The sequence below is a fragment of the Haladaptatus halobius genome, assembly GCF_020618475.1.
Taxonomy (GTDB): Archaea; Halobacteriota; Halobacteria; order Halobacteriales; family Haladaptataceae; genus Haladaptatus; species Haladaptatus halobius.
In genome coordinates, this window is the sequence record NZ_CP085340.1 from 309652 (window position 1) to 334444 (window position 24793).

24 protein-coding genes and 1 pseudogene are annotated in these 24793 nt (G+C 52.8%); 10 read left to right on the forward strand and 15 right to left on the reverse strand.

The genetic code is table 11. From position 1 onward, the window contains the following. Nucleotides 1-56 precede the first annotated feature (56 nt). Nucleotides 57-2465, forward strand: coding sequence for a prolyl oligopeptidase family serine peptidase (locus tag LIW51_RS34865; protein WP_227380128.1), 2409 nt, complete (start codon nt 57-59; stop codon nt 2463-2465). Nucleotides 2466-3148: 683 nt separating this feature from the next. Then, a complete protein-coding gene (locus tag LIW51_RS38905) occupies nt 3149-3283 on the forward strand; it encodes a DUF7503 family protein (RefSeq protein ID WP_255767698.1) in 135 nt (44 codons plus the stop codon). 7 nt (nt 3284-3290) lie between these two features. Here LIW51_RS38905 and LIW51_RS34870 read toward each other — a convergent pair whose 3' ends face one another. Beyond that, entirely contained in the window at nt 3291-5336 is a 2046-nt protein-coding gene (locus LIW51_RS34870; protein WP_227380129.1) for a hypothetical protein, read from the reverse strand. Nucleotides 5337-5481: 145 nt separating this feature from the next. Beyond that, the gene (locus LIW51_RS34875) at nt 5482-6429 is read right to left on the reverse strand and encodes a DUF7504 family protein (RefSeq protein WP_227380130.1); all 948 of its coding nucleotides are present in this window, start codon (nt 6427-6429) and stop codon (nt 5482-5484) included. A gap of 346 nt (nt 6430-6775) precedes the next feature. Here LIW51_RS34875 and LIW51_RS34880 point away from each other — a divergent pair, with 346 nt between their 5' ends. Together LIW51_RS34880 and LIW51_RS34885 are read left to right on the forward strand one after the other, a co-directional pair. After that, nucleotides 6776-7153: a DUF7344 domain-containing protein gene (locus tag LIW51_RS34880; RefSeq protein WP_227380131.1), complete on the forward strand. Its 378-nt coding sequence runs from the start codon at nt 6776-6778 to the stop codon at nt 7151-7153. Between the two features lie 212 nt (nt 7154-7365). Next, the gene (locus LIW51_RS34885; protein ID WP_227380132.1) at nt 7366-8787 is read left to right on the forward strand and encodes an MATE family efflux transporter; all 1422 of its coding nucleotides are present in this window, start codon (nt 7366-7368) and stop codon (nt 8785-8787) included. Between the two features lie 285 nt (nt 8788-9072). Here LIW51_RS34885 and LIW51_RS39720 read toward each other — a convergent pair whose 3' ends face one another. Together LIW51_RS39720 and LIW51_RS34895 are read right to left on the reverse strand one after the other, a co-directional pair. Beyond that, nucleotides 9073-9438, reverse strand: coding sequence for a GNAT family N-acetyltransferase (locus tag LIW51_RS39720; RefSeq protein ID WP_368411904.1), 366 nt, complete (start codon nt 9436-9438; stop codon nt 9073-9075). Between the two features lie 50 nt (nt 9439-9488). Next, nucleotides 9489-9902 (reverse strand): ArsR/SmtB family transcription factor, encoded by a 414-nt coding sequence (locus LIW51_RS34895; protein ID WP_227380133.1) that lies wholly within the window; start codon nt 9900-9902, stop codon nt 9489-9491. A gap of 98 nt (nt 9903-10000) precedes the next feature. On the opposite strand from LIW51_RS34895, the gene LIW51_RS34900 reads away from it, so the two are divergent. Continuing rightward, the gene (locus LIW51_RS34900) at nt 10001-10621 is read left to right on the forward strand and encodes a DUF7509 family protein (RefSeq protein WP_227380134.1); all 621 of its coding nucleotides are present in this window, start codon (nt 10001-10003) and stop codon (nt 10619-10621) included. Nucleotides 10622-10768: 147 nt separating this feature from the next. Here LIW51_RS34900 and LIW51_RS34905 read toward each other — a convergent pair whose 3' ends face one another. The 3 genes from LIW51_RS34905 to LIW51_RS34915 all read right to left on the reverse strand — a co-directional run bounded on the left by LIW51_RS34905 (nt 10769) and on the right by LIW51_RS34915 (nt 13881). Then, entirely contained in the window at nt 10769-11317 is a 549-nt protein-coding gene (locus tag LIW51_RS34905) for a DUF7970 domain-containing protein (RefSeq protein WP_227380135.1), read from the reverse strand. Next, nucleotides 11317-12228, reverse strand: coding sequence for a ParA family protein (locus tag LIW51_RS34910; protein WP_227380136.1), 912 nt, complete (start codon nt 12226-12228; stop codon nt 11317-11319). Before LIW51_RS34910 ends, LIW51_RS34905 begins: the two co-directional genes overlap by 1 nt. A gap of 381 nt (nt 12229-12609) precedes the next feature. After that, on the reverse strand, nt 12610-13881 hold the full coding sequence (locus LIW51_RS34915; RefSeq protein ID WP_227380137.1) for an orc1/cdc6 family replication initiation protein: 1272 nt from the start codon (nt 13879-13881) through the stop codon (nt 12610-12612). Between the two features lie 495 nt (nt 13882-14376). Here LIW51_RS34915 and LIW51_RS34920 point away from each other — a divergent pair, with 495 nt between their 5' ends. Beyond that, nucleotides 14377-15882 carry a type IV secretory system conjugative DNA transfer family protein gene (locus LIW51_RS34920; protein ID WP_227380138.1) on the forward strand — a complete coding sequence of 502 codons (1506 nt, stop codon included), beginning with the start codon at nt 14377-14379 and terminating at the stop codon, nt 15880-15882. Nucleotides 15883-15892: 10 nt separating this feature from the next. Then, entirely contained in the window at nt 15893-16270 is a 378-nt protein-coding gene (locus LIW51_RS34925; RefSeq protein WP_227380139.1) for a hypothetical protein, read from the forward strand. 342 nt (nt 16271-16612) lie between these two features. Here the strand turns inward: LIW51_RS34925 and LIW51_RS34930 are convergent, their stop codons facing one another. The 8 genes and pseudogenes from LIW51_RS34930 to LIW51_RS34965 form a co-directional block, all read right to left on the reverse strand. Beyond that, on the reverse strand, nt 16613-17260 hold the full coding sequence (locus LIW51_RS34930) for an SIMPL domain-containing protein (RefSeq protein ID WP_227380140.1): 648 nt from the start codon (nt 17258-17260) through the stop codon (nt 16613-16615). Between the two features lie 353 nt (nt 17261-17613). Further along, nucleotides 17614-17850 carry a hypothetical protein gene (locus LIW51_RS34935; RefSeq protein WP_227380141.1) on the reverse strand — a complete coding sequence of 79 codons (237 nt, stop codon included), beginning with the start codon at nt 17848-17850 and terminating at the stop codon, nt 17614-17616. Nucleotides 17851-18032: 182 nt separating this feature from the next. Further along, nucleotides 18033-18365: pseudogene (locus LIW51_RS34940) on the reverse strand (GNAT family N-acetyltransferase); the annotation flags it as partial. A 198-nt stretch (nt 18366-18563) separates the two neighbouring features. Then, nucleotides 18564-18857 carry a GNAT family N-acetyltransferase gene (locus LIW51_RS34945; protein WP_227380142.1) on the reverse strand — a complete coding sequence of 98 codons (294 nt, stop codon included), beginning with the start codon at nt 18855-18857 and terminating at the stop codon, nt 18564-18566. Nucleotides 18858-19238: 381 nt separating this feature from the next. Next, nucleotides 19239-19751 (reverse strand): DUF2267 domain-containing protein, encoded by a 513-nt coding sequence (locus tag LIW51_RS34950; protein ID WP_227380143.1) that lies wholly within the window; start codon nt 19749-19751, stop codon nt 19239-19241. 238 nt (nt 19752-19989) lie between these two features. Continuing rightward, nucleotides 19990-20430, reverse strand: a complete 441-nt coding sequence (locus tag LIW51_RS34955) for a universal stress protein (RefSeq protein ID WP_227380144.1) — start codon at nt 20428-20430, stop codon at nt 19990-19992. Nucleotides 20431-20543: 113 nt separating this feature from the next. Continuing rightward, on the reverse strand, nt 20544-21503 hold the full coding sequence (locus LIW51_RS34960; RefSeq protein WP_227380145.1) for a GHMP family kinase ATP-binding protein: 960 nt from the start codon (nt 21501-21503) through the stop codon (nt 20544-20546). A gap of 33 nt (nt 21504-21536) precedes the next feature. Continuing rightward, the gene (locus LIW51_RS34965; RefSeq protein WP_227380146.1) at nt 21537-22352 is read right to left on the reverse strand and encodes a DUF7839 domain-containing protein; all 816 of its coding nucleotides are present in this window, start codon (nt 22350-22352) and stop codon (nt 21537-21539) included. A gap of 147 nt (nt 22353-22499) precedes the next feature. Between LIW51_RS34965 and cbiT the strand changes: the two genes are divergently transcribed. From cbiT to LIW51_RS34980, 3 genes are read left to right on the forward strand one after another with little or no spacing between them, the layout of a single operon-like run. Continuing rightward, on the forward strand, nt 22500-23069 hold the full coding sequence (gene cbiT / locus LIW51_RS34970; protein WP_227380147.1) for a precorrin-6Y C5,15-methyltransferase (decarboxylating) subunit CbiT: 570 nt from the start codon (nt 22500-22502) through the stop codon (nt 23067-23069). Continuing rightward, the gene (locus LIW51_RS34975; RefSeq protein ID WP_227380148.1) at nt 23066-23929 is read left to right on the forward strand and encodes a cobalt-factor II C(20)-methyltransferase; all 864 of its coding nucleotides are present in this window, start codon (nt 23066-23068) and stop codon (nt 23927-23929) included. The genes cbiT and LIW51_RS34975 overlap by 4 nt, the downstream gene beginning before the upstream one ends. Next, nucleotides 23926-24792, forward strand: coding sequence for a cobalt-precorrin-4/precorrin-4 C(11)-methyltransferase (locus LIW51_RS34980; RefSeq protein ID WP_227380149.1), 867 nt, complete (start codon nt 23926-23928; stop codon nt 24790-24792). The genes LIW51_RS34975 and LIW51_RS34980 overlap by 4 nt, the downstream gene beginning before the upstream one ends. Nucleotide 24793: the final 1 nt, after the last annotated feature.

Consider the following 24793-nt stretch of genomic DNA (forward strand, 5'->3'; position numbering starts at 1 on the left):
ATATTTACATAACGCTTTTTAATTCACTGGATAATTTGGATTCAGTGAGGCTCTTCATGTCCGAAGACTCGACTTCCGACGACGGTGACGATAGAAACTTGCCAGGTACCACCTCTCGGCGAAGGCTTCTGAAGGCTACTAGCTTCATCGCCGGAGCAGGAACGTTCGGCCTTGGATCCACCGGCTCAATGGCGCGGGCTGCGGGGAAGGACAGTGCCGATAGTCAGCCACAACGCCACAACCCCGGGGAGAAGGGTGGATCCCCTTTGCCCGGTCCGCCGGTTCTGTACGAGCCCCTAGCTAGCGCTCCCCAACTCGAGAACACGGGGAACTGGGAGGCTGATCCACTAATGGTTTCAGGAGCTGACGCGTACGTTAATGGCGAGTACCTGTTTCAAGATTTTGTCTATGACGATTTCGGAGCCAACACCGCAGCTGCGCCGGAACCACCGTCACCCCACCCAGACCACCACGATTTCGGACCGATGACCGGCGATATAGTCTCTCCGACCGATCCAGTTTATGCGAACAATGCGGCAGATCTCCTTGAGTTTCGGACGCGAACGACCGACGTCGGCGTCGCCTACCGTATCACGCTCAACACGATGCAAGCGCCTGATCTCGCTGGTATCGCCATCGGAATTGATAGGGATACGGAAGGCGGTCAAACTGACTGGGGGTACGGCCTCGGCGATCTCGGTGCACCGGCTGATCACGTGCTCGTCACCTGGGGGACAGGCGCCGAACTTGACGGTAAACCCCTTGCCGACAATCGTGTGAGCGTCGATACCCGACGCAACCAGATCGAATTGGAGGTACCCCTTAATCCCGACGAGGTGACTTGGCGCCACTATCTTGTCGTCGGGCTATTTGACACTGAGAAGAAGCAGTTCAAGCAGATTCAAGAACAACCGACCAAGGATCAGCCTGGCGGTGCCCACGGACAGAACCCGCCACCTGTATTCAATGTTGGCTTCCGTTATTACGACCAAGAACCGCTAGGGGCGACAAACACCGAACCAGGCCAGGCTGGCCGTGAGTTCGACCAAACGCTCCGCGAACGAACCGGATCGCGGGGTATTGGTTACGGTCACTGGCGCGAGGATGCCCAGGCTCGTGCGCTGGCTGGGCGCAACATCTCGGAGTTCCATACTGAGATCGACTTTGGGAAGCTTCGAGCAGGAACGACTGAACGGAACGTCCCCCAGACCGGATACATCAACCGGTTGTACGCTTCTCATCATGACCTGGGTGAAGGCATCGGCCCATACACGACTGAATCCGGTGATGATAGCAACGGTGAGGACGTTCTTCGAGGACAGATCATCCCGTACTCGGTGTACGTTCCCGAGAGCTACGATGGAAGTCAGACCCCTTTCCATATTCATCTCCACTCACTGTCCGGCGGTTACAACCAATACGCTGCATGGACTCCAGATTTCATCCGCCAGGTAGGCGAACAGCATGAAACCATCATCATGACAACGACAGGTCGCGGACCGGGCGTGCCATATCGCGATCAAGCCGAACTCGATCTATTCGAAGCCTGGGCCGACGCCGCCGCTCACTACAACATCGATTTTGATCACGTGACCCTTGGTGGCTACTCGATGGGCGGAATTGGGACTCACCAGATTGCCTCGAAGTGGCCCGACCTATTCGCCTGCGCATTTCCCATCGTTGGGTCGATCGGCGGTGAGAACACCGACCGCGTGGCGGGCGACGACCTCTACACGAACAACGAGTTGATCGCGGTCAACCAGCGCCATGTTCCACTATTGATGTGGCAAGGGACTACCGACGAACTCGTGCCGTATCCACTCGTTCTAAAATACGAACAACACCTCAATGACCTTGGGCTGCGTCACGAACTCGATACCTTTCCCGGCTACGACCACCTGGCTTTCGGCTACCGCGATGAATGGGGTCCGGCAGCGGCATTCCTTGAAGGTGCGACGGTCACACGAACCCCGCCGCGGATTACCTACCGCCGCGTGCCGCAACTCGACAACGACGATCTCGGGCTGATTCATGACCACGTCTACTGGATCTCAGATATCGTGGTCGGCGACGGAACTGACAACGGACTTGTTGACGTTCGCTCACTGGGGTTCGGCGAGGCTGAACCGATTGTCCAGCGGTACCGTCGAGAGGGAACCAACCCTGCACCACACGTCAAGCGCGGTATCGAATGGAAGGAGCCAGTGATTGACCCCCAGCCACAGAATGCGCTCAATCTCGACCTTACGGACATAGAGAGTGTAACCATCTGGGTTGAGGAGGCGAACCTCGACGCCAGCGAGCCGATTCGGCTCGTCGTTGACTCCAACCGCGCAGTAACGCTCACATTGGCAGCCTCCTGTGAGACTCATATAGTCGAAGTTTCCGCAGGTCATTCTGAGCGACTCGTACGAGTCTGTGGACGGGCAGATATTAGAAAGAGGACTTCATGGGTAGTGCACTGAGGCCAAACATGTCTCGGTGCACGGGCCGCCGGAGGCCGACCCAAATAGTGGGCGGAAGTGTTGGTCTCTCCGAGACAGGTAACTGCCTGCGTAACCGCCGCGCTTGTAGCCACGTTGAATGAACGTCGGATGTAACGAAAGCAATCCGTGCCGAAGAAAGCACAGTGAAAGTGCACCAGGCAGAACAGTTCGATCTGGCAGAACCGTCGCTGTGTACCGCGCTACGTCGGTGCTGAGGATGTCTAAAGCCACATTTTGGGGGATGCCATGTCTGTTTAGGGCTTGATAGCTTACTGATTTCGAATCCGTCGTTGAGCCTGCGCTTGGTATCACTCAGAGTGATGCAGGCACGAAAACGAAGATGACCGATAGCCTACGCTGCAAGGGATGGTCTCGCAAGAAACGATGCTATTTCCAGTAGCAAAAGGTCTACTGCTACAGTAAATGCTGCTTACTCGAATATATACAGGAATAGAAAGATCACATGATTATATAATCCCCTTGGTAGTCAGTTAAGCAAATAGAGGCCAATACAAGCTCTCGGATCGGAAATATAGCCTTTACAGAGGTGCTTATTCGGAAAGGGTCGATTTCTCTCAGTAATGGCGTCAAAATTGCAATTTCTTTCCCCCCTACATTGATTAGCAAAAGATAAGCCAAGTGCTTCCCAAGTAACGGCTGCAATGACACAGAGTAATGAGTCGTTAACAGCATATCTTGCAGAGAATCCTCGGATGACCGGCGTCCTATTCACCATCTGCCTGCTGCTCACCCAGACTGGGAACGCGGCAGCTGCGGCAGGTACGACGACCGGGTAGTCTTAATTCAAATATCGAAAATATTTAATTCAGTTGACCACACGAAGTCACCGTTAATAATAGCAGGGAGTTTTTCTAAACGAAGGAATTGAGCTAGCGCAACGCTTGACAACGAAAATTTCGGGATTTGTCCTCCACTTAGAAAGTGCGTTTCAACGTCCTCAAGAAATGGCTTGAAAAGAGCACCCATTCCTAAGTCGGATGTCGGATATGTAGTTATTTGGAGTTCATGTTTTCCGTTAAAATTTGGTGCTGGAGAGTTGATTTGGTAAAGCATAGGTGTTCCACTTTCACTTTGTGCAATCTCAATACTTCCGTCACCTACAACGGTATACTGGTTCCCGACAATCTGGTGCTCACGAGCTAGAGTGAGTGCTGACCGAAGCGAAAATCCTCGGTTGAGAAGACGCGCGATTACTCGTCCGATCGCAGTTGCACTCGTATTTCCAACTTGGCTATACGTCACCACACCACCAATGCTTCCCACATCAATCAGTCGTTTGCCTTGTTCGTATGAACGACATCCGTTCAATAGAAACGTATCGACTGCTACTTCGTTGAGTGTCCCTACATCTAATCTTCCATCTCGGCAAACAAACTCGTTTTCTTTTATATGTCCGATATAGTGGAGAAAATCCGTTTCAGTTGTAAATACAGTTCGTAACTCGTTAACTGAGAGATTACGGTAGACATCGATATCGAACTCAAGTTCATCGCGTTCACCATACAAATTCTCACCATCATCATATTCAGGACTCATCTCTGGTTCATTACAAACAACGGTGATCTTTATCCCCTCAGTTGAAGTGGTTCTGTTGAATTTATTGTCGAATGCTTTTCGTATGATTTTGTTAGCACCGACTGGGTTCCCAGTCCCAACCCACGCCTGCTCTAGAGAATTTGTTTCAGGAGGTGCCACATACGATATACAATCTATATCCGATTTGCCTCTATCCCCTGCCTCCGTTCCTCGCATGAATCCACTTATCGCATTTGGTGATTCTACTGCAGTCCCATGATTTTGCTTGTTCTCAACTGCTCTGATAATAGATAAGTCGTTTACTACGTATGGAAGCGATTCAATATTTTGTAATTCATCTGTTGTATAGGTTGTTAACGACCAGGTTGGGAGATACTCTTGAATTACTTCAAAGGGTACATCAAGATAGGTCTCAAGTTGCTCAGCAAGCGATTTCTCATACAATTCATCAAATAATAAATCGACATGATCCTCAATCTCTTGCCGTTCATAGAGTTCAACTCCATAATAACCTTCTGTCCGTGTAATACAATCAAAGAAAAATATCTGTTTAAAAACTCGCTCGACTTCATCCTCAAACCCCCATACGGGATGGTTAAGAGTATGGGAAAATCCACGATCCGTGACTAACCGAGGTCGATCACCACGAACGACGTTTGCTCCAAGATAATACGCAAGTGTGCTTACTGGGTAAATCTTGTTTAGTTTCGGTGGAACTTCGATACGGACCCCGGTATCTGGCGGTGATATTTCATTTGGAATCCGAAATTCATCACCAAGTTCAATTCGCGGTGGATGCCCGCGGAGTGAAGGAAGGGATCGCTCACAGCTCGTCGTTTTTAACGCCGAACCAAATGTTGAAATGGCATCCATCATATCCTGAGGTGTAGCCGTCGTTGTTATCGTCGCACCTGGCCGTTCGTGATATGAACGTGCTCCAATGTGAACCTGTGTCGAAGTTCCAAAATCAAGCTCCATTCGCTCTGACGACGATGCAATCGTGAGCTCACTGGTTACCCGCAAATAGACCTTGATTGGGCCATTGAGCTCGATAAGATACTCTCGTTCTGGGAGCACCTCGTACGCAAATTCTTCGGCTTCGACGAGTATGTTTCCATCCAAAGTTCGAACGTAGATACCAACAACATACGGTAACACCAGTGAGTCCGTAGTCAGTTTAGTCGCACTATCAACTGGGAAATAAAATTGGTCAATATCAGTTGGGATAGGTTGAACATTCGTTGACGTCTGTAGTGGATATTGGCGCCGCTGAATCGGATCAACGATCGTCACGCCGGGTTCCTCCCCAGAGGGACGAAATACTGGCTTCATCTGCATCTCCCCCAGTGAATTTCAAAATACAGTCTCTGAAAGACTCCCCTCGCCATTATGGAGACACCTATGTCCGGACGCAAACAAGTATTTCGGTTGTGCAGCATTATAGTGGGAACCACTGCGTCGTGTGATCCGTATCGTGGAGATGCCATCGTTGCTCTGGCCCATTTACACCAATCTTGAGATCAACGACAGCATCAAATGACGATTGGACTGATTGGACAGGGCGTGATCCATACGCGTATGGAAGAATATAATGTCCCAATCCACCAACGTCTTCAATTGCATCAGTTACTGAAATAAGAAATTCGATAGCAGTGTCTCTACCCTCTTCTTCAACAAGTAATCGAAGGGAATCAAAGCAGAATCGTAGCTCAGCGGGGTCGAACCCATTCCGCCGTCGCTGCAGTTCAATTACTCGCTCTCGGATTGCTGTCTGAAACCCATCGAGAGTCCCGATCACAGGCGAAATAGACATTTGATTTGACTGGCCACCCTTGGCCTGTGCAACCGATCGCGCTGCTGCCTCGTGTGTCAGAAGATAGGCGTGCTCGGGAGCAGCCTGTGCCAGTTCAAGTCGTGTTTGAGCTGTCTCCATATCCTGACCATAGTGCGCGAATAGCTGTGTCCGGTCATACGCTGGCTCGCCCAAAAGACGTGCACTTATTCGATTAATAACATCTTCTGGAACGTCACCTGTAAGTAAAATATTGCCCCCAGTTCGTTTCAACCGGCCGAGTTCGGATTCGACGATGATTTGTCCATCACTTCGAACGGTAATATAGTGACCCGCAAAAGAAAACGATATTTTGCCCTTCTTCCGTGGTGTTCCATCCATCTGCGGTCGAAACAAATCCTCTAAAGCATCTGGATCAATGCTCTTATAGAACGATTCAGGTACATCTGTTGGATCGACTCCGGCCGCCTCAATCATCTTCTGGACAACGATCGTACTCAACAAGTGGTTGCTTTGCCAGTCGTACTGTATCTTCAGAGGCGTTTCTACTCCACATAGGAATGGACTAGTGTCCTCATCTCCCTCTATACTCATAGTACTCTGTACCGCTAGAGCGCGAGAAGCAAAAAGCCACGTGATAGTCAAGAAATAGTACGTTTAATCGTGTACTTATTTGGCTAGGGATTGGACGGCCATAATCATTTCCCAAAATACGCGGTATTCGAGCTCTCACGTATATTATTGAATTCATAATATTAATTATACGATGATTTTACTAATTATTATTATATTAAATTATATTACTCTCTTGAATTCTAGTAAATGACCACAATATTGTTAAATCCACATCCATTTTTACATTTTCATGAGTAGTAACATGAATCAGACGGCGAATACAAAAATCAGTCCATTCATATTCGTCCCCCGATTATGACCGACTATGACCGACACATCAGGAGGAGGGGGAGATAAACTGATTGAGCTACTACGACTGGTTGAGTCGGTCGACTTTGACATACTACTTTCTTCGTCAGATGAAGTGTATAAAGCACTCGCAGATGAACAGCGACGTCACCTAATTCTCCACCTCATCGAGCAAGATACTGCAGTTCCCCTTTCCCGATTGGCGATGGAGCTCGTAAGCCAGAGTAACGATGTACCGCTCACGGAGGTCACATCCGCGGAACAAGAGCAAATGCGTCTGAACCTTGAACATGAGCATCTCCCCCGCCTTACAGACTATGGCATTCTCTCCTGGTCATATGGTGACGATATGATTGAACCGCTTTCCTCACTCGATTCCGCTGATCGCGAGTGATCAACTCCATAGTCGAAAGCAACTTTATCTTGGAGTTTATGTCTATCTACGGTACTTTAGTTCTAGAAATATATGTTCTATTTGTTGGTGTGATTCTCAAAAAATGGGGTCTCCAAGACTACCCTATTATTTAAAATATTTTATAGTAACGTCCAGTTTACTGATTCACAATTAGCAAGTATTAACATCTATGTCATTTGTACTCAGAGCACATGTGGGACGTGTCATCTGAAGACATTACCGAGGGGCCACTTATTCGAGCATTGGTTGTCTTAGCGCTTCCATTGCTCGTTCAGAATATCGTGCAAGTGGTTCAGCAAGTTGTGGATCTCTTTTGGCTCGGACGACTCAGTGGGGATGCGGTTGCTGCAGTCGGCCTCACCTTCCCATTAGTTGGCTTGTTATACGCAGCTGTGCTGATCGCCCCGTATGTCGGAACCCAAGTCCTCGTGTCTCAACGTGTCGGGAATGATGACGAAAGGGGCGCACAAGTCGCCGCATATACCGGGGTGACACTCGCCCTTGCCTGCGGGCTGAGTATCGGAGTGCTTGCATTTATCAGCGCTCGTCCGCTCGTTGAAGTACTTCTCAGTGCTCGACCGGATGGCGTTGCGACGCACGTCTCCCAGTTGGCAACCGTGTACTTCGGAACGATCGCTCTAGGAGTTGTGGCCGCAGCGATGAGTGATGCGTTGGAGGGGGCGTTTGTTGGCCGAGGTGATTCACGTGCGGCTCTGTACATCAGTATCGCAACAGTGATTGTGAATCTAGCGCTCGACCCAATCTTGATTTTCGGCGTGGGAGCTGTTCCAGCACTCGGCATTCGAGGTGCTGCACTTGCAACCGTTGCAGGCTATACGGCCGGGTTCATACTTGCAGTTCTATTTGTGTTCCAAGGCCGCAGTAAGAGAGTCCTGTCACGACAGACAATTCACCATGATCTTAGCGAATATCGTGAACTGCTTGATATCGGCTTCCCATCAGCACTCCAAACCGCGTCTCGACAAGTCGTCCGCCTCGTAATCGTCGCTGTTGTCTTCACGATTGGTGGAACAGCCGGACTCGCTGCGTACATCGTCGGCACACGAATTTCGTCAATCGCATTTATCCCTGCATTTGGGCTGCAACAAGCAGCTCAGAGCGTTGTCGGGCAGAATGTTGGGGCGAATCGACCTGATCGTGCCTCTCGTGCAACATGGGCTGGAATCACCCTGATTAGCGGCTTGCTTGCCATGATTGGCATCATCCAGTGGTTTATTCCAGGAGCTATTGCAGACATGATCGCACCAACACTTGCTCCTCAAGCTACTTCCTTTGCAGTCACGTTCCTACGAGTGCTTGCGATCGGATACCCAGCACTTGGAGCAGTATATCTGCTCCAAGCCGGATTTAATGGAGCCCGACGAACACGGGTGAGTATGATATCGTCAATCGTCCAGTTCTGGGCGATTCGACTTCCAATTGCCGCTGCTGGTGGACTCCTTCTTGGCTATGGTATGCCAGCCGTGTTTTGGGCCGTCGCAATCTCGAATATTCTTGGTGCCGTCGGACTTGGTGCGTATTATCAGTATTCGACTGACGCCGGCATGTTTCAACACGCCGCCCAACAGGCCCAACAAGCCGCTGTAGAATAAATACTGTATCTGCGTTCTATCTTTATTGATCTTATAATATTGGAGCTATCAGACAGGAAAACTCGCCTCGAGCTCCTCACCAACCGCCTCTTGCCACTCCGCTTGGCTCACAGTATAGCGATGCATATCCTTGACGCTATCGTCTTCTGGAAGCCAGTTGCGAAGGCAACCCTCATACTGCCCACCATATTTGTCCATATACTTCTCAATTGCTCGTTTTGTCTGGGTGTTCGCCGGTAGATGGCCCACTGCTACCAGTTCGAGATCAAGACGATCAAATGCGAGCTACAAGAGTGCTCCAGCTCGTTCGCCAGAATAGCCGCGTCCCCAAAACGGCTTGCGCAGCCAGATCCCAAGATTGCCTGTTCGCTTCTCCCAGTCGAGATGAAGACCGGTTGTCCCTGCAAATTCATCCGCCCCGTCCTCCGACTCCCGTGGGAAGATTCCATAGACAGCATCCTCAGCATCGTCCCACCTCTGCTCGAAGGTGTCGAAGGCATCCCACGTCTCTTTGAGTGTTTGGAGAGGATCCCAGGATATGTACTTCGTCTCTTCGGCAATCGTCTCGCTCTTCGCATAGTATTCATAGACGTCCAGAGGGTCGACCGCCTCTGTGAGCTGTTTAAGGCAGAGTCGATCCGTTTCAATCACTGTAGGAAATATACAGAGATACTTGAATACCAGGTAGAAAAGGGCTGGTATTAGTTTTCGGTCGAGCTGTCGTACATTGCTTCGAACGCTTGCTCACCGCGGATCAGCTCCTCGACACCTTCGGTGAGCGTGACCTTGCCGAACACCGTCGCCCGATAATACGTGTACAGTCCGTCTTGCCCCCGCTCCGTGCGCTGGCGCTTCTCGACGAGACCGACATCAACGAGCTTATTGAGGTGGTAATGGAGGGTGCTGTCGTCAATATTGATTACCTGCTCGAGTTCCTTAGGACTCATGTCTCCGCTGTGGATGAGTCGGTAGAGAATCTCATATCGGGTTCGGTGTCCGACAGCGGCGTGCATCGCAAGGTATTCGTCGAGGCTTAGGATGCTGTCCTCCGGCAGCAGATCTTCGGGGTCCTCCGGGACGTCCCCGCCGACCGTGTGCGTGTGATCGGTCGCCATCGTGTGTCGGAGTACGGGTGGAGGATTCTTAGCCTTTGTTGAGCCGAGAAGTCTCGAAAACACCATCTTTTATATAACTGCCCGGGACAGGAACTCCCATGACAGTGGAGATCACGCGCGATTTGATCGTCAAAAGGCTGGGGAGCGTAAAATACGACCGCTTTCTCTTCTACCTGATGGGGCCGTACAAGTCGTTCAACCTCAACTATATCCTTAGTGAAGAGGAACGGGATGAGATCGATATCGAAGACCTCCCTGGACCATTGCGCCGACTCTTTCGGAACAAGGATGACATCAACGCAGCGCAGACATTCTTGCGGCGAGTGCAGGGCGAACTCCGAACGGAACCCGGGGTGAACGCGTTTATAGCCCTTGATGTCGACGTGGACACTGACGAGGTAGACACAGTGACCCAAAGCATCGAATACACGCGGTGGAGCAACGCGACCGCGTTCGTGGTTCCGTTCCTCGGACACAACTTTGGGGTCGGGGAGGAAGCTGGAAGCATCCTCGAGAATCTCGCGGAAACACACGGCGACCGGTTAATCTTCGTTCACGAAGACGATGTGACAAGTGCGATGATTCGGTCGGCGAAGATACGGTGGGACTTACGGGTCGAGACGTACGAAACTGAAGCGGAACTCGTTTCCAAACTCCGTCGGTTCGCGGGCGGAATCATGCAGCGCGAACGCCACGGCGAGCTCGATCGCTTGAAGTGATCGGTGACGAGACTCGTCTCTCCACGGTCCCGTCGCAGTAGACGTAGAACGAGTTCAGTTTTACTGAAACGGTACAAGGTGGTCTCATCAGATTCGATCTCGCGACAATGGTTCAATACGCTATGCTCCTTTGAGCTTGTTTGTTGGTTATTTATCGAGGTATTCGATACCCCATTCGCGGAGCTTCTCGGCAACGAGCCCGGGATTTTCCTGGGCGACGACCATCGCGGCCTCGCGGGCGTCACCCTTGTAGACGGGGCCGTCGACGAGGTTTCGGAGATCGTCGAGGAACTGGTCTTCATCGTCCTTGACGAAAGGGCGGACTTCAAGGAGGAGCTGGTTCGTGCGATCCGCGTTTACTGAGGCGCCGCGCATCTGCCGCTGTACGAGGTAGGGAAGATCATCTATATCGAAATCGGGTGTCTGTGGCGACGTGTCGGAGGCTGAAGATGGAGGGGTATCCGTCGCTGCCTTGGCTTGTGGTTCCGAATCCATATCTTGATCCTGTGGAGGGGTTGGCTCGTGTTCGTTGTTTTCCTCGGTCGATTCCGCCAACGTGCCCGCAGACTGGGTCTGTGGCTCGGTTGTGGTGTTAGACTCCTGTTCGGACTCTCGTTCCGAGGTCTCTTCGTGCTCGTCGTCCGTCTCTTCCTCCTCGAAATTGAGGGAGCCAGTGCCCTTCTTGAGTCCCCCCATCAGGAGATCACCTCCGCGTCCTCGATGTTGAGAGTGGGTTTTTCGGGCAGTTCGACGTCGAACTCGGCGACGAGGTAGCTGGCGATCTCGAGTATGATTTCGAGGGATTCTATTTCACGGTCGCGGAGGCGGCGAGTCCCCCTCTCGCCGTTATGCCAGCCTTCCTCGACGACCTTGAACGCGCTGCCCTGTGCATCCCACATTTCGTCCATCATACTTTCGCGTTTTCCGATCGCGGCTGCGATACCGTATTGATCCTCCATTTGTTCAATGTAGCGGCGGTGCGTACTCGTGTCGCCGGCGCCAGAGAGGATGATGGCAGCGACGCCGACGTCAATGCCGAGATTCGCACTCATGCTATCCAGGAGGTCGCTCAGACCGTCCAGACTCTTATTGCCCTTGCCGGCTGGCTTGCTCGGAGCGACCAAGGTCCGGGTAGCGTAGATGGCGTTGTAGAGCATGATCTCGGCGCGGGCGTTCGGATCGATGATGACAACGTCGTAGTCTTCTTGGACGTTGTTTTCCTTCCAGAGGACGTTGTAGAGCTGTTCGTAACGGTTGAAGTCATCACCCATCTTCTCCTCGAAGCGTTCACGTTGGAGGAGAAGCTCAGTAAATTCCTCAAGCATATCGTGGGAAGGGAGGATGTCGATGTCCTCGTCAGTACTGCGGATGAGGTCTTCAAAGTCGCCTCCGGGTCGTCCGAGGACGTGTCGGACGAGGTTGTCGGCGTCGGGGTCGTCGCGGCCTTTCTCGACATCGAAGAGGTAAGTGAGGTTGGCAGCCTGGTGGTCGAGGTCGATGACGAGGACATCGAAGCCCTGGCGGGCGTGGGCTTCGGCAAGGTTGGCGGTCCACGTTGTCTTGTGGATGCCGCCGGATTCCGAGTAAACCGTGTATGTGATAGGCATGTATTCGATAGATTGTTCGTCCACATAATAAAGGTACGTCAGACATTCACCTAATCCATATACCTAACTCATGTGAGTGAGCTATTGGGACAATCCACCCATATACACCATCTATATCGCCATTAACGGGCGAATGATATAGATACATTAGATAGATAGATAGATAGATTAGGTAGGAGCTTATTCATGTAACTCAACCCTGAGCAGGTTACAGAGGTTACGCGTGCCGAGACAGTACAGAGATTCCCGAATTATCCTTACTGATGAGGAGAATAGATTAGGAGGATAAATTAGAAAGCCGTATTATGTGGATGAGTTACTTAGCAAAGTGGAGTTGTCGGCAACTCAAAAGAGATTCCTCGACTAGACATCCAGAGTATATTATACCAAGTTTTTCGCTGTCGCAACTTTGACCAGGTCTTCGACGACGGAATCAATAAGATTATCCTCGGCGAGAATCTCGAGTGTTGCTTCCAAATCCGTTTTCAACTCAAATCGATAGTGCGACCCACCTTGAATTCCGGTATTCCGTGTTGTTGTGAGAAGGAATCCTTGCATCCCGAGGCTTTGGAGATGGTCGCGTACACGACGTTCAACAAGCTGGTTCCCGTCAAGACGTTTGACAATCGATTTATATTTCTGGTATACCTTCCGGGTTCGAGCCGGTGTCTTTTCATCGATTTCAAGAGACACCACCGACAAGAGTGCGAATTGATCCTGTGTCGTCAAACTACGCATCCCTTCTTCGATGCGTTTGCGTTCGAGAATGTCGCGAGCCTCGCGTACGTGTGGTTCACAGATCAGTTCATCGCCGTGATTGAGCGCTAATTCGCCCGACTTATACAGAAGACGGATGGCTTGACGGGCACTCCCCTCATCCTGAGCAGCTAACGCCGAACAGAGTGGAATAACGTCTTCGTCAAGCACACCTTCGACAAATGCTCGGTTTGCACGGCGCTCAAGAATCGATGTTAGCTGGGTCGCATCGTATGGGGGGAATTCAATCTCCGAGTCGTACAGTGAATCCTTGACCTTTGGCGACAGATTATCGCGGAATTGGAGATTGTTGCTAATGCCGATTACGCTGACCCATTGATCTTCAATATGCCCGTTCTTTCGTGCTCTCGGGAGTTCGTAAAGGAGTTCGTCGTTACTGCCGATCGTATCAATCTCGTCGATAACAATGATGACTGTATCCTCGAGCTCGCTGATTTCATCGTACAGGAGATCAAACATCGACTGTTGGTCGATGCCACTCGGTTTCTTTGTGCCACCGCGAATTTCCTTAATGAGATGAGCACAAAGCTGGTAACTCGTTGTTTGATTGTTTGCGCTGGTCTTGATAACGCTTAGATTGAGATCATCTTGGTCATCAGCGTATTCTTGAAGCAAATTGATCTCGTGATCGATAGCGACGGTTTTCCCTTGACCAGTTTTTCCATACAAGAACAGGTTGTGGGCGTTAACCCCCCTCGTTGCAGGAGCGAGAGCGTTCCTGATTTCCTCGAGTTCACTTTCTCGCTCGGGGAGTTTCTCAGGTTGCCAATCCTCTTTGAGGACGCTTTCATCGGCGAAAATCTCGACAGATGCACCGTACGGGTTACTGTCGAGAGTTTCGTAAGGGTTTCCGGAATCAGTTCCATCACCCGACATGCTAATCAAAACCAACACCACGGAGGGATATAAACCCCCCGTGTCCGGAGCGTCCAGTGTGTCCGCATACTCGATTCTCTATATACCCCCACCCCCCACCGTGTCCGGATAAATCACTTGTGAGAGAACCACCTCTTCAATTGGAACCGGCAAGGGTACTAGACTAGAGAAAGAACTAAGTTAGTAGCAGTTCAACCATATCCTTACTAGCGAAAACTCAAAGAGAATTAAATCAGTTCTAGTGGAAAATCAGTGTGAGCCGGAACGTCTGACGCTATCGCGGCTAAATTATGCGGACATGGTGGGGGGTGGGGGACTAAGCGACCTACCTTTCATCGAACCAGATTATGCGGACATGGTGGGGGGTGTCCCCCTTAGTCCTCGAAATCGTCCGGAAGTACCGCAGTCACGCTTTCAACCAGCGAAAAGTAGTTTTGCTATTCAACCCACGTTGTCGCGCTCGTCAGTCAGGAACGCCGTGAGCAGTACGCACAGATGCTCGAGGACGAACGAATTGACTGGATTGTCGAATACGCCCGTGAGCAACTGGCGGACATGGAGGATTCGGATCTCGAGCCCCTGGTTGGACGGCTTCAACAGTGGATCGAGAACCCGATTACGCGTAAACTCGTGTCCTATCCGAAGTCGACGTTTTCCGTCGAGGACGCGATTCGTGATGGGAAAATCATTGTCGTCGAGGACAACACGACCTTCGAGACGGTGGGGACGATGGTCGCAACTGCGTTGATTCGGCGTATCTGGGTGGCCGTTCGCGAGCAATCACGGATGGGTGAGAAGCCGCCGATGTTCTACTCCATTCTCGACGAGTTCGACAAAATCATCTCCTCGAACTCGAACAACGCCCGTATTCTCTCGCTGGCACGATCAAAGAATCTCTCTATTATTGGGGCCTGTCAGGACCTTTCGAATCAACTGGACGGTAAAGAGCAGATCCAGAACGCTATTCTCGGTCAGTGTGGGACGATTCTCAATTTCAACCCACAGCGACCGGGAGAGGCGCGTCTCATGGCGAAACGCCACAGCGAGGATATCGGACAACAGGACTCGGCCAACCTCGGTAAGTACCAACTCTATATGCGAACGGACAACGAGCACGGGGAACCCACCAAGACCTACAAGGTCGGCACGTTCCCCCCGATCGACAAGGTCGAGAACGTTGCCCGGACAGCCGAGGACAGAGAGGCACTCATCGAACGCTCGTTAGCACAGTACGGTGGTGACCGCCGGACGAGCGAGGATCAGAAACGCGATTCCAAGTTCTACGACTACGATGGGACTGACGACGACTACGAACTTACGGAAGAACGCGAGACGCTAATCCTCAAAGCAGCCTACGACATTGCACTCACTGACGACGAGAACACGGATGGCTACGTCCGCGACGAACGTGTGTGGGAACAGGTGAAAGAGTGGATGGGATTCGACACGCTGCGCGGCACACAGTTCTGGGGCATGGTCGACTACATCCCAGACACGCGATTAGACCGAAGCGAACGCGACGGGAACATGTACCTCAAATGCACGCCGGAAGGCCGGGCGTTCTTCCTCGCAACGGGCGTGTCCTCGACCTCGGGCAAGGGCAACCATCGCGAACTCCTGAAAGACGCCTACGACCCGCTCACCCGTGCTGGATTGGATGTTCGTCTCCCTATCCAGACGGGAGAGGAAGCCGCCGATGGCATCGCGAAGGTGCCGTTCGAGACGACTGTTTCACTTCGGAACGCCAACGAGAGTGCGTGCACAGCTCGAAGACGAGTATCCTATCTTGTTCGAACTCACGGGCGGAGAAGACGTCGTCCTCGAATCGGAGTCATCGACCGGGAAAACGCAACCCTCACAGACACTCGTCAACCTCGGCAAAGCCGTCGGGAACGGCCAAAAGTGCATGTTCTTGTGTCGGGAGAAGACAGCAGATACTGTAGAGGGAACACTCACCGATCCGCCATTCAAGGCGAAAGATGGGTCGTTCTACAACCATAGCGGTCACCCAGTGCGAATCAACGGCACCACGTTCCCCCGCCCGGATGAGATGACCGAGACGGTCTGGCGCAAACAAGGCGATCAGTACGTCCTCGAAGACCAGGATGGACGTGTCTATGCCCGCTTTGATTCGCGCGACGCCATCTTTACAGACGCAAACCCCTACCCCGAACGGCGATTAGACGGGGATGGAACAGGCTGTATCACGAAGCCTGTGATTCCCGGCGAGTGGTCGAGCGACGACTACGAGATCCTTATCATTCCCGAAGACGCCGAGACGCCGCAGGACATCCTCGTCCGTCGTGAGGGTGAGGACATACTGTTGGTTGAGTTGCACCGTGCGGAAAAGGACTCGTCGTCGTTCGCTGAGCGGTTAGACGCGATCTGAGAGTGGAAGTAGAGGCGACACACCCGGTGATTAAAGGACGCAGAATCTTGCGTTGCTAGTTACGGACCTCGTCAAGCTGGCAGAAAAGGTGACCGAGCTGAGTGACTCCGGTGGCTATGCGCCAGGCATGAGCCTCTGGCCGATGCACGAGAAGAGAACCGAAACGGCCGAGAAGGCTTTCGAGAAGTTCCACTACCGCGGGTTATGTCCGAGACGTGCCGGGCACCGTCTCCCAGACTCTCTCTGTCGCAACGGGTCGCACCGTGGTCGACCAAACCGGGTGATATCGACTGACAACGGTTGTGTTGAACAAGAGGGTGTATTCAACCAGATGATCACATCTCAAGGCTCTTCGAGACGGTATTCAACATCGACACTGACGGAAACCTCGATCGGGCCACTCTCGACGCTTCCCGACTCAGCTGTCTCCATCGCCAATGCCTGACCCGCCCGCAACCGGCGAGGGCGAGAACCAGGGTCAGTCACTATCGATTGCACACTGCCGACGAACATGTCCTCTGCGGTGGCTGCGGCAGTGGCGTTCTTTCGCGCTGTGACGACCGCATCCGCGATTGCCTTCTGCCGGAGGTCTCGTTGGGTCTCAGTTTGGAACGTAAACGCGACCTCGTTGATCTCGACGCCAGCTTCATCAACCGCAGCCGAGAGCACATCGCCGAGGCGGTCGAGGTCGAAGAGAACGACACTGATGATTTCGGTTGCTTGGTACGGTTGCGATGTCGAATCAGACGCCGATGGTCCCCTACGGTCTGGAGGACGCTGCTGGATTCGGAATTGACTCGTCCGGATTCGCTCGTCGGGAATCCCCATTGCATCGAGTTCCTGCCGAAGCGCCAGCGCTTGGTCTGCAGCTGTGCGGCGAGCGGTCGTAACGTCCGGATCAACAGCACGGGCTGCGAACTGAAGATCGACTTCGTCAGGTGGGGCGCTCGTTCGACCAATAGCAGTGGTCGTAATCGTCTGGTCGGCCATACTCGAACATTCACTTCGATTGTGAAATTTGTTGCCGTGGCTCTGGTAGAGCACCGTGAATCACGCCGCTTGGAGCCGGATTCTTAACTTAATGAGAACTAAAATTTCTCGCTTCACATCAGATAGCCCACCAATACGAGCAGAACGACGACGCCCAATACGCAGTAACGTGACGCGACCGTGATGTCCAGATTGAACCACTGGCGGCGTCACTAGACGCTGAATACATCCTCTGTATTCAGCGCGCACCTCTTGACAGCCGATGAGGGTTTCAACAGAGCCACTACTAGGAACGGTCGAAGAGAGGCGTAGCGGTTGGAAGAGGACAACACGCAGTCAGACCGAACGACTCGCTAGCGAGTAGTACCGGGAACAAGATTCCAGACTTTCTCTGTCGCGACGTACTCGCCGTCCTGCTCCTCGATGTACCCCTCGGAAAGAGCCTCAGTTATCGCGTTATCGAGATCTCCGTCAAAGCGGCTGTGATGGCTTGCAATCACGGCAATGTGGGCGCGATCAATTGTCGCACGGTTTTGCCCGCCCGTATTATGCTCGATAATTCGGGCGATGATTGCAGCATTTTCGCTCATACTTACTGGTTGTGCGCGAACGGGTTAAATCGGTGGGCGATAGTGGTTAGTAACTCATACTAACCAAAGAGCAACTGATTATAGGCACACACGCTCGATCTCCTCACTCACCATCTCATCATGTCGAATGAAGTCAAATAACCAGATTAACAGATGATCGCGGATCGATCGTCGGATTCACGTTAGAGTTCTTTCTCGATAACGTATCCCCACCTATCATATTCTCGGTTCTCATAGTACTGGTGCACCCCCTCTTTTGCGAGTGGCGACGCCAATGCAACGTATTCACACTCGTTCTCGGTCGCCCACCGTTCAACGAAGTGAATGAGTTCTGTTCCATATCCCTCTTCTCTCCGCGGTTCGTCGACAACAAGATCGTAGAGCCAGGCATGGTGTCTATGATGGAGCAATTCTTGAATTACGACGCCTGCGACCCCAATAAGGTCGTCATCAACAAACCCACCGAACAAGTGGTATTCTTCCTCACCTGTCCAGGCAACAATTTCGTCGCGGTCACGGTCAGTCCATAGCTATTGGAGAAGTGGGGCTGCCTCACGGCGTTCACGCTCTTCTTCTAACACGCGAATATCCATATACATTCATATAGAGAGGAGTAGAAAAAACTGAGCGGTAGCCGGTATCGATCTTCCTCTTAGAGATGTGAAAATGTTCGCTTCAGGATAGTACCATAGAATACGTCTAGCATCCCTGATTCACGCGAAATCCGCGTTAGCGTTTACAGAGTTTGCATCCCATTCATTTGCGAGGATTCCGAAGTAATAGTAGCTCACATACTCGCCATCGGAATAAAACTCGTCGCGCTGAAATCCTTCCTGTGTAAAGCCAAGCGAGTCCCAGATCTGTTTTGAAGCAGCATTCGATTCCTGGACGCGTGCGATGAGTTTGTGGAGACACAGTTGCTTGAATCCGTAGTCGACAATGAGCGCTACTGCATCTGTTCCGTAGCCGTTACCCCATTCGTCCGGTGTAACCTCACGGAGCTCCATTCGAATAAATATCAGAATCAATGTTATGAAGTTTATGTTGGCATGAACGGTCTGCTGACCTCTCCGTCCATACGTTGATGGGTCTGTAGCGCGTATTTGAGCTATGTGTTGTCGAACTGCACTGTTCATCCAGCAACAAGATCTCGAAGACCGCTTCGACGCACGAGTCGTCCATACTGACTGTTCACTGAACAACCCGTAAAGAAGGGGAGGATTCTCGAACGGAGAAATTACCCTACCACTCTGGATGCACTGACCTCAGTAATTTGGACACTGTACTTTGAGGAAGACGCTGTAATATTCGGGGGTATGTTGATAGCAAAGGCGGAGCAACTCCTCCCGTTCAACAGGAAAAAGACGAGGTCGCTCCTCCGGAACCGGTTATTTGGTCGGGTCGGACGGACTATCTCCCGGCTTTTCGGGGGCGCCGTTGGTATCATCCTCGGATTGTGGGCCACCACCCGTTTGTGCTTCTTGGGCCTCGCCCCAACCACCAGCGTCGGTAATCTCAAAGAGTTTGCGCCAGTTCTCGTCGTCTTCGCTCTCTGGAAGCTGGTCACGTAACTGTTGAAAGTCAGACGGCGGCACGAGTGTACTCACGAGATCCATGATGACTCGGGCGTGATAGGCCGCTTCCGGTCGGTCAACACCTTCGATCTCGCTGATGCGCGAGACGAACTCCTTCCAATCGAATCGCTGGCCGTGTTCGTGGACAGCACCAGTCATATACCACTTTATCTCCATCGGGAGCGAAGCGGCGAGATCCTCAGCTGCCCCTGCCGGGATTCGCTGACCCAGGGTCATTAGCGTCGCCCGGATCGCTCGTACCGTCTCGCCTGTTGCTGGTAGTTCGAGACGGTGCTGTACTTGTCCTGTGAACTCATCGAAATTCATGTGTCCCTTCCCCCTCTCGTACTACGCTCCAGGCATCCATAACTACTCGCCACCGGAACCCGCTCAGAAAAAGAATTTTCGTCCGGACATTTGATTTTCGGCGTACTGGTACACTAGCAAACGGTGACTGAAGTATGGCTCGAACTCCAACCAAAGGGGAACGGTACTTGGTACTGCAACGCCCAGTATGAGTATCTGTAGCGTGTTGCAGTAGGGCTTGACGTTGCCTCGGTCGTGTTCAGGCTTCAGTGGCCTTCGTAGATCCGACTACTACCACCGGAACCGTGGCAGATCGGAGAACGGCTTCAGTTGCATTTCCAAGAAGAATTGTTTTGAATGCTGACTTGCCCGTCTTTCCCATGACGATGAGGTCGATCTCGTGTTCGATGGCATAGTTAAGTATCTCCTCGTGAGGAATCCCCTCTCGTATCGAGGTTCGGAGATCGACATCCGTTCTAGCCACGGTCTCGATCGCTTCAAGCGCATTCGCACCTTCTTCACGGAGGTTTTGGTGAACGATCTCCGGTTTGACGATTGCGTTGTCGTATGCAGTCCGCACCTCAATCACGTAAAGCGCGTGAAGCTTCGTCTCGTACTGTCGTGCGAGACCGACGGCATGTTCGGCTGCAATTTTCGCGTCTTCGCTTCCATCAGTTGCGATGAGAATCTGGGTATACATTGTATTGGTATTGCATCCTCCATCCGCAAATAGGTGGTAGAGAGCTATAGAGGTAGTCGTCCGACAAAGGGCACTTTTTCACCGAACGATACAACTGTTCTGCACCAAAACACTCAAAAGAGGTGACCGTTTATTTTCTCAGCCCTCCCGCCGATGTGCCAAATGCGAGATTCTATGTCCAACGCTTCAACTTCGTCTGAAACTTCTTCAGCGTATTCGGCGGTCGTGTTTAGATATGCTGTTGCTCCGGTGTCTGATGAGAAATAAACGGGGATGCCAGTTTCGCGTAGCCGACGTGCCAATCTGAGTAATTTGAGAGTCTCCGGCTGCCAATAAACCCACCCCTCGGGACCTGTCATAGTCACCGCGAGGAGGTTAAGCGAATCGCGCTCGGCAAGAGCGAACGTGGATTCGAAATTGCCGTTTTGGATTGCCTCACGCATCTCGACTAATACATTATGGATGTGTGCAAGCCGTCCTTGGAAAAGGTGAGACTGCGGCGTTTCCGTATGTGCACGCGAAGTCAGCTTGTATTTTGACACGACCCCAACGACGATCCGGATGTCCTCGTCGAACGAGTCGGGTACCCGCTCTGCGATGCAGTCTTCGTCGCTCATACTAGTGTGCAAGTGTGAGAAGCCTCCTGTCACGCTGCGGGCGGCGGATGTGGCACCACGTCGGGCTAGTGCCGAGAGTTCACTACGAGAGAGATCCAGACCGACAGCTGTCGCTGCTGCAAGGGCGAGTGCAGCGAATGCGGATGCTGAAGCTCCGAGACCAATGTTCGACTCGAAGTTATTCTCGGAGACGACCCGTGCGTGGCTATCGACGCCAGAAAGCTTCCGAACATGGTCGATCACGGTCGTTACCCGTTCGTATCCTTCAGCGTCGATTGCAGAACCGTCCACGTGACAGGTATCCGTATCGTACCCGAACTCCACGGTCGTCCGTGTCTCCGAGGGGGCAGTACAGACCGAAATCGAATCGTGATATGGAACGTTCAAGGCTGTGTTTCTGAGGCCATGATATTTTACTAATCCCTGGATTGGATGAGCACGTGCGCTCCCTTTCATCGGTGAAGTGACTTTGATTGGTAGCCGGAAACGCTATTTTTCTCCGACATCCACTACCTCATAGCTCAGGTTTTGCTCGCGAAGTTTATCGGTATGCCTCGATAGTACGTCTTTCGCAGTTAACAGCAGAACGTCGAGCCCTTTCGTGGCCGCCTCCTGAACTGCGGGGACACTTCCGAAACGAATGTCCACTTCAAGACTTGCAGCCGTGGCAGCAGCGAGTGCTTCGATCCCGGCAACTGCAACTAAATCGTGTGAATCGGCCATCTCTAGTGTCTTATCCGGATTCACGGCTGAACTTCCTCCGTCTTGGACTTGAGGGATTGCGACAACCGTCACAGTTCCCAGTTCGTAATCGACGACTCCTTCGAAATTTGTGATCCCTACATCTTGACCTGCCTTCGCATCCGTTACTGCAACTGCGGTTGCACTCCCAGTCCTACCAGACATGGCGCGTAGGGCACCGTCCTGCATCGTCAATGACACTGACTCTCCCTCACGGATCTCTGTTGTGGCAATTGCAGTCTCAATCTCAACCTGTTCGATGACGTCCTGGGAAACGTGTTGGACGAAGTGGCGTAACTCGTCGGTCTGCGAAATCAACCAGTCGACGCCCTCCTTGGTCACTTCGTATCGGCCGCGACCGCGTTTGTTGACGTAGTCATGCTCGACTAAGTCCTTTAGATAATCACTAACGGCTTGCGCAGTGATGCCGATTGCATCGGCTATCTCTTGTTGGTTTACAGCGGGTTGTCGTTCGGCAATCTGTACCAGAATTTGATATCTGGTTGCGTTCCTTTTACTCTGGAGGACGCCGAATCCCTCGGCTTCGTCCGTATTCTTCGGCATTACGGTTTCTCTGATCCGAAAACTAAAGTATTTTTGCCTTAATTCGCGTGTAGTTGAGGTAGTAGGCTATTTACCGCTACCAACTAAACTTGGCTTTCGATAATACAACCAAAATTGTTTTACGCTCCACGATAGTTGTCTCTGGCGATGGCGAACGTATCGCTCCCCTACGACGCGAAGGCAGGCCCGACAAAACCAGAGGTCAGGGCCGTCCTTCTCAGCAAACTCGACCTTGATCCGACCGACCACTTTGTGGAGGTTGGTTCGTGTACTGGCGCAGTCACCATCGAGGCGGCGCGACGCGCCGGTCGAGTTACCGCGCTCGAACGAAAGTCAGAACGAATTGAAACCACTAAAAAGAATCTCACTGCCAACGATGTGACGGCGAACGTGAACCTCCGAGAGGCCGAAGCACCGGAGGGACTACCAGAGGATGCAGACGTTCTGTTCATTGGTGGCAGTCGGAACTACGAGGCAGTCCTCGACACCGCGGTCGAAACGGATGTCGACCGTGTAGTCATGAACGTTTCGCGGCTCGAAGTCGCCGGGGCCGCCACCGAAGCGTTCCGTGAACGGGATCTCCTCGAAGAGGTCATCCAGTTCCAGGTGAGTCACGGCTACGAACTCGCCGGCGCGACGAGTTTCGACTCGGAGAACCCGGTGTACATGTTGGTGGGCGGAACCGGTGAGGTTGCGACAGACGGAGGACGACGATGACCCTCTACGGTATCGGACTAGGGCCAGGTGACGCCGACCTCGTGACTGTACGCGGACGTCGCGTCCTCAAAGAGGCAGACGTAGTCTACTCACCCGGACGCCTCTCTCGTTCGGTGGTGACCGAGTACGTTTCCGAGGAGCAGATCGGTGACGTCAACTTTCCCATGACCCGTGACGAGGATGAACTCCGACGAGCCTGGAAAGAAGCCGCCGCAGAAATCGCGCCGCATGCTCGCGACGGAACTGCTGCATTCGTCACGCTCGGCGATCCGAACGTCTATTCTACATTCGGACACCTGCGGCGGACGCTCTCAACGTTGCATTCGGATATCGAAGTTGAGATAGTTCCCGGAGTAAGCGCTGTAACCGCTTTCACGACGGCACTTGGTGTCGAAATATCTTCGGGAGCGAGCCTCGCGCTTCACGAGGCTGCTCGTGGTGCCGCTCCCACGGGCCCAGATCGGATGATTTTATTCAAAGTCACCGACGTCCCGACGACGCACGAGCAGCTCATTGATGCTGGCTACGACGTGGTGTACGGCCGCCGACTGTACATGGAACAGGGCGAGACCGTCGTGACGGACGATCCCGAGACCCTGACCGAACGTGACTACTACACATTGGCCTACGCGGAGAGATGCGACATCGATTCGGAGCCGGCGACCGCGAAGTTCACTGAGTCGGAGCAGGGTAATGCGGCGGACGGAGAAACCGTGACGACCGATGGTGGGTCGCGAGATAGTGTTAATTCGAAGGAGGATCCTACCGCAAACCGGAAAATGTCGAGTGACATCGAGAGATCTGAATGGGCAGAAGGTGGAGCCTGTGGCAACGAAGTACCGGAGGTGCCACCGCGATGACCGACCCCCAAGACGCCATCGACGCGGAGGCGGCTACCCGAGCGACGGAGCGAGACCCCCGAATCGAAGAGCGAACTGCCGGCGAGGTGCAGGAAGGCATCCCGTTCATCGGTGCCGGTCCCGGCGACCCCGGATTACTCACCGTCACTGGCAGGGAACTGGTCGAGACGGCAGACCTCGTCGTCCACGCCGGGTCGTTGGTCAACAGCGAGCTCCTCGACGAATACTGCGCGGACGCCGAGCAGGTGTCGAGCATCGGCAAAGACTTGGAGGAGCTGGTGCCGCTGATTCGGGACGCCTACGAAGCTGGGCGGAACGTCGTTCGCCTTCATAGTGGCGACCCCGCAATCTACGGGGCGGCCGTAGAGCAGATGGACGCGCTGGAGCACGAGGGCATCCCGACCTACCTCGTGCCAGGTGTGACCTCGGCGTTCGCAGCTAGTGCGACGCTCCGAACCCAACTCACGCTGAACGGCGTGGCGAATCACGTTGTGTTCACTCGTCCTCAGGGGAAGACACTCGATCCCGAAGATGACCATATCAGTGAATTCGTCGAGATGGGTGACGTGACGACCTGCATCTACCTCGGAACCCACGCGGTCGGCGAGACGATGAACCGCCTCCTCAAGGACGGCCACGACCCGGAGACGCCAGTTACCGTCGTCTATCACGCGTCGTGGTCGGACGAGGAGGTCATCGAAGGCACAATCGGAACAATCGGCGAGCAGCTGGAGGCAGCGGGGTACCGTGCGTCTGCGCTCGTCATCATCGGCGACGCGGTGCGAAAAGCGGGTTATGAGCGCTCCTTCCTATACGGAGACTGGGCGAACCGCAATTCCACAGAGAGCGAGGCAGACGACTAGC

Excerpts from the sequence above, each read along its gene's own strand:
- LIW51_RS34865 (WP_227380128.1), top strand. The coding sequence starts at position 57 with ATGTCCGAAGACTCGACTTCCGACGACGGTGACGATAGAAACTTGCCA.
- LIW51_RS38905 (WP_255767698.1), top strand. The coding sequence starts at position 3,149 with ATGACACAGAGTAATGAGTCGTTAACAGCATATCTTGCAGAGAATCCT.
- LIW51_RS34875 (WP_227380130.1), bottom strand. The coding sequence starts at position 6,429 with ATGAGTATAGAGGGAGATGAGGACACTAGTCCATTCCTATGTGGAGTA.
- LIW51_RS34880 (WP_227380131.1), top strand. The coding sequence starts at position 6,776 with ATGACCGACACATCAGGAGGAGGGGGAGATAAACTGATTGAGCTACTA.
- LIW51_RS34885 (WP_227380132.1), top strand. The coding sequence starts at position 7,366 with ATGTGGGACGTGTCATCTGAAGACATTACCGAGGGGCCACTTATTCGA.
- LIW51_RS34895 (WP_227380133.1), bottom strand. The coding sequence starts at position 9,902 with ATGGCGACCGATCACACGCACACGGTCGGCGGGGACGTCCCGGAGGAC.
- LIW51_RS34900 (WP_227380134.1), top strand. The coding sequence starts at position 10,001 with ATGACAGTGGAGATCACGCGCGATTTGATCGTCAAAAGGCTGGGGAGC.
- LIW51_RS34905 (WP_227380135.1), bottom strand. The coding sequence starts at position 11,317 with ATGGGGGGACTCAAGAAGGGCACTGGCTCCCTCAATTTCGAGGAGGAA.
- LIW51_RS34910 (WP_227380136.1), bottom strand. The coding sequence starts at position 12,228 with ATGCCTATCACATACACGGTTTACTCGGAATCCGGCGGCATCCACAAG.
- LIW51_RS34915 (WP_227380137.1), bottom strand. The coding sequence starts at position 13,881 with ATGTCGGGTGATGGAACTGATTCCGGAAACCCTTACGAAACTCTCGAC.
- LIW51_RS34920 (WP_227380138.1), top strand. The coding sequence starts at position 14,377 with ATGCTCGAGGACGAACGAATTGACTGGATTGTCGAATACGCCCGTGAG.
- LIW51_RS34930 (WP_227380140.1), bottom strand. The coding sequence starts at position 17,260 with ATGGCCGACCAGACGATTACGACCACTGCTATTGGTCGAACGAGCGCC.
- LIW51_RS34935 (WP_227380141.1), bottom strand. The coding sequence starts at position 17,850 with ATGAGCGAAAATGCTGCAATCATCGCCCGAATTATCGAGCATAATACG.
- LIW51_RS34945 (WP_227380142.1), bottom strand. The coding sequence starts at position 18,857 with ATGGAGCTCCGTGAGGTTACACCGGACGAATGGGGTAACGGCTACGGA.
- LIW51_RS34950 (WP_227380143.1), bottom strand. The coding sequence starts at position 19,751 with ATGAATTTCGATGAGTTCACAGGACAAGTACAGCACCGTCTCGAACTA.
- LIW51_RS34955 (WP_227380144.1), bottom strand. The coding sequence starts at position 20,430 with ATGTATACCCAGATTCTCATCGCAACTGATGGAAGCGAAGACGCGAAA.
- LIW51_RS34960 (WP_227380145.1), bottom strand. The coding sequence starts at position 21,503 with ATGAAAGGGAGCGCACGTGCTCATCCAATCCAGGGATTAGTAAAATAT.
- LIW51_RS34965 (WP_227380146.1), bottom strand. The coding sequence starts at position 22,352 with ATGCCGAAGAATACGGACGAAGCCGAGGGATTCGGCGTCCTCCAGAGT.
- cbiT (WP_227380147.1), top strand. The coding sequence starts at position 22,500 with ATGGCGAACGTATCGCTCCCCTACGACGCGAAGGCAGGCCCGACAAAA.
- LIW51_RS34975 (WP_227380148.1), top strand. The coding sequence starts at position 23,066 with ATGACCCTCTACGGTATCGGACTAGGGCCAGGTGACGCCGACCTCGTG.
- LIW51_RS34980 (WP_227380149.1), top strand. The coding sequence starts at position 23,926 with ATGACCGACCCCCAAGACGCCATCGACGCGGAGGCGGCTACCCGAGCG.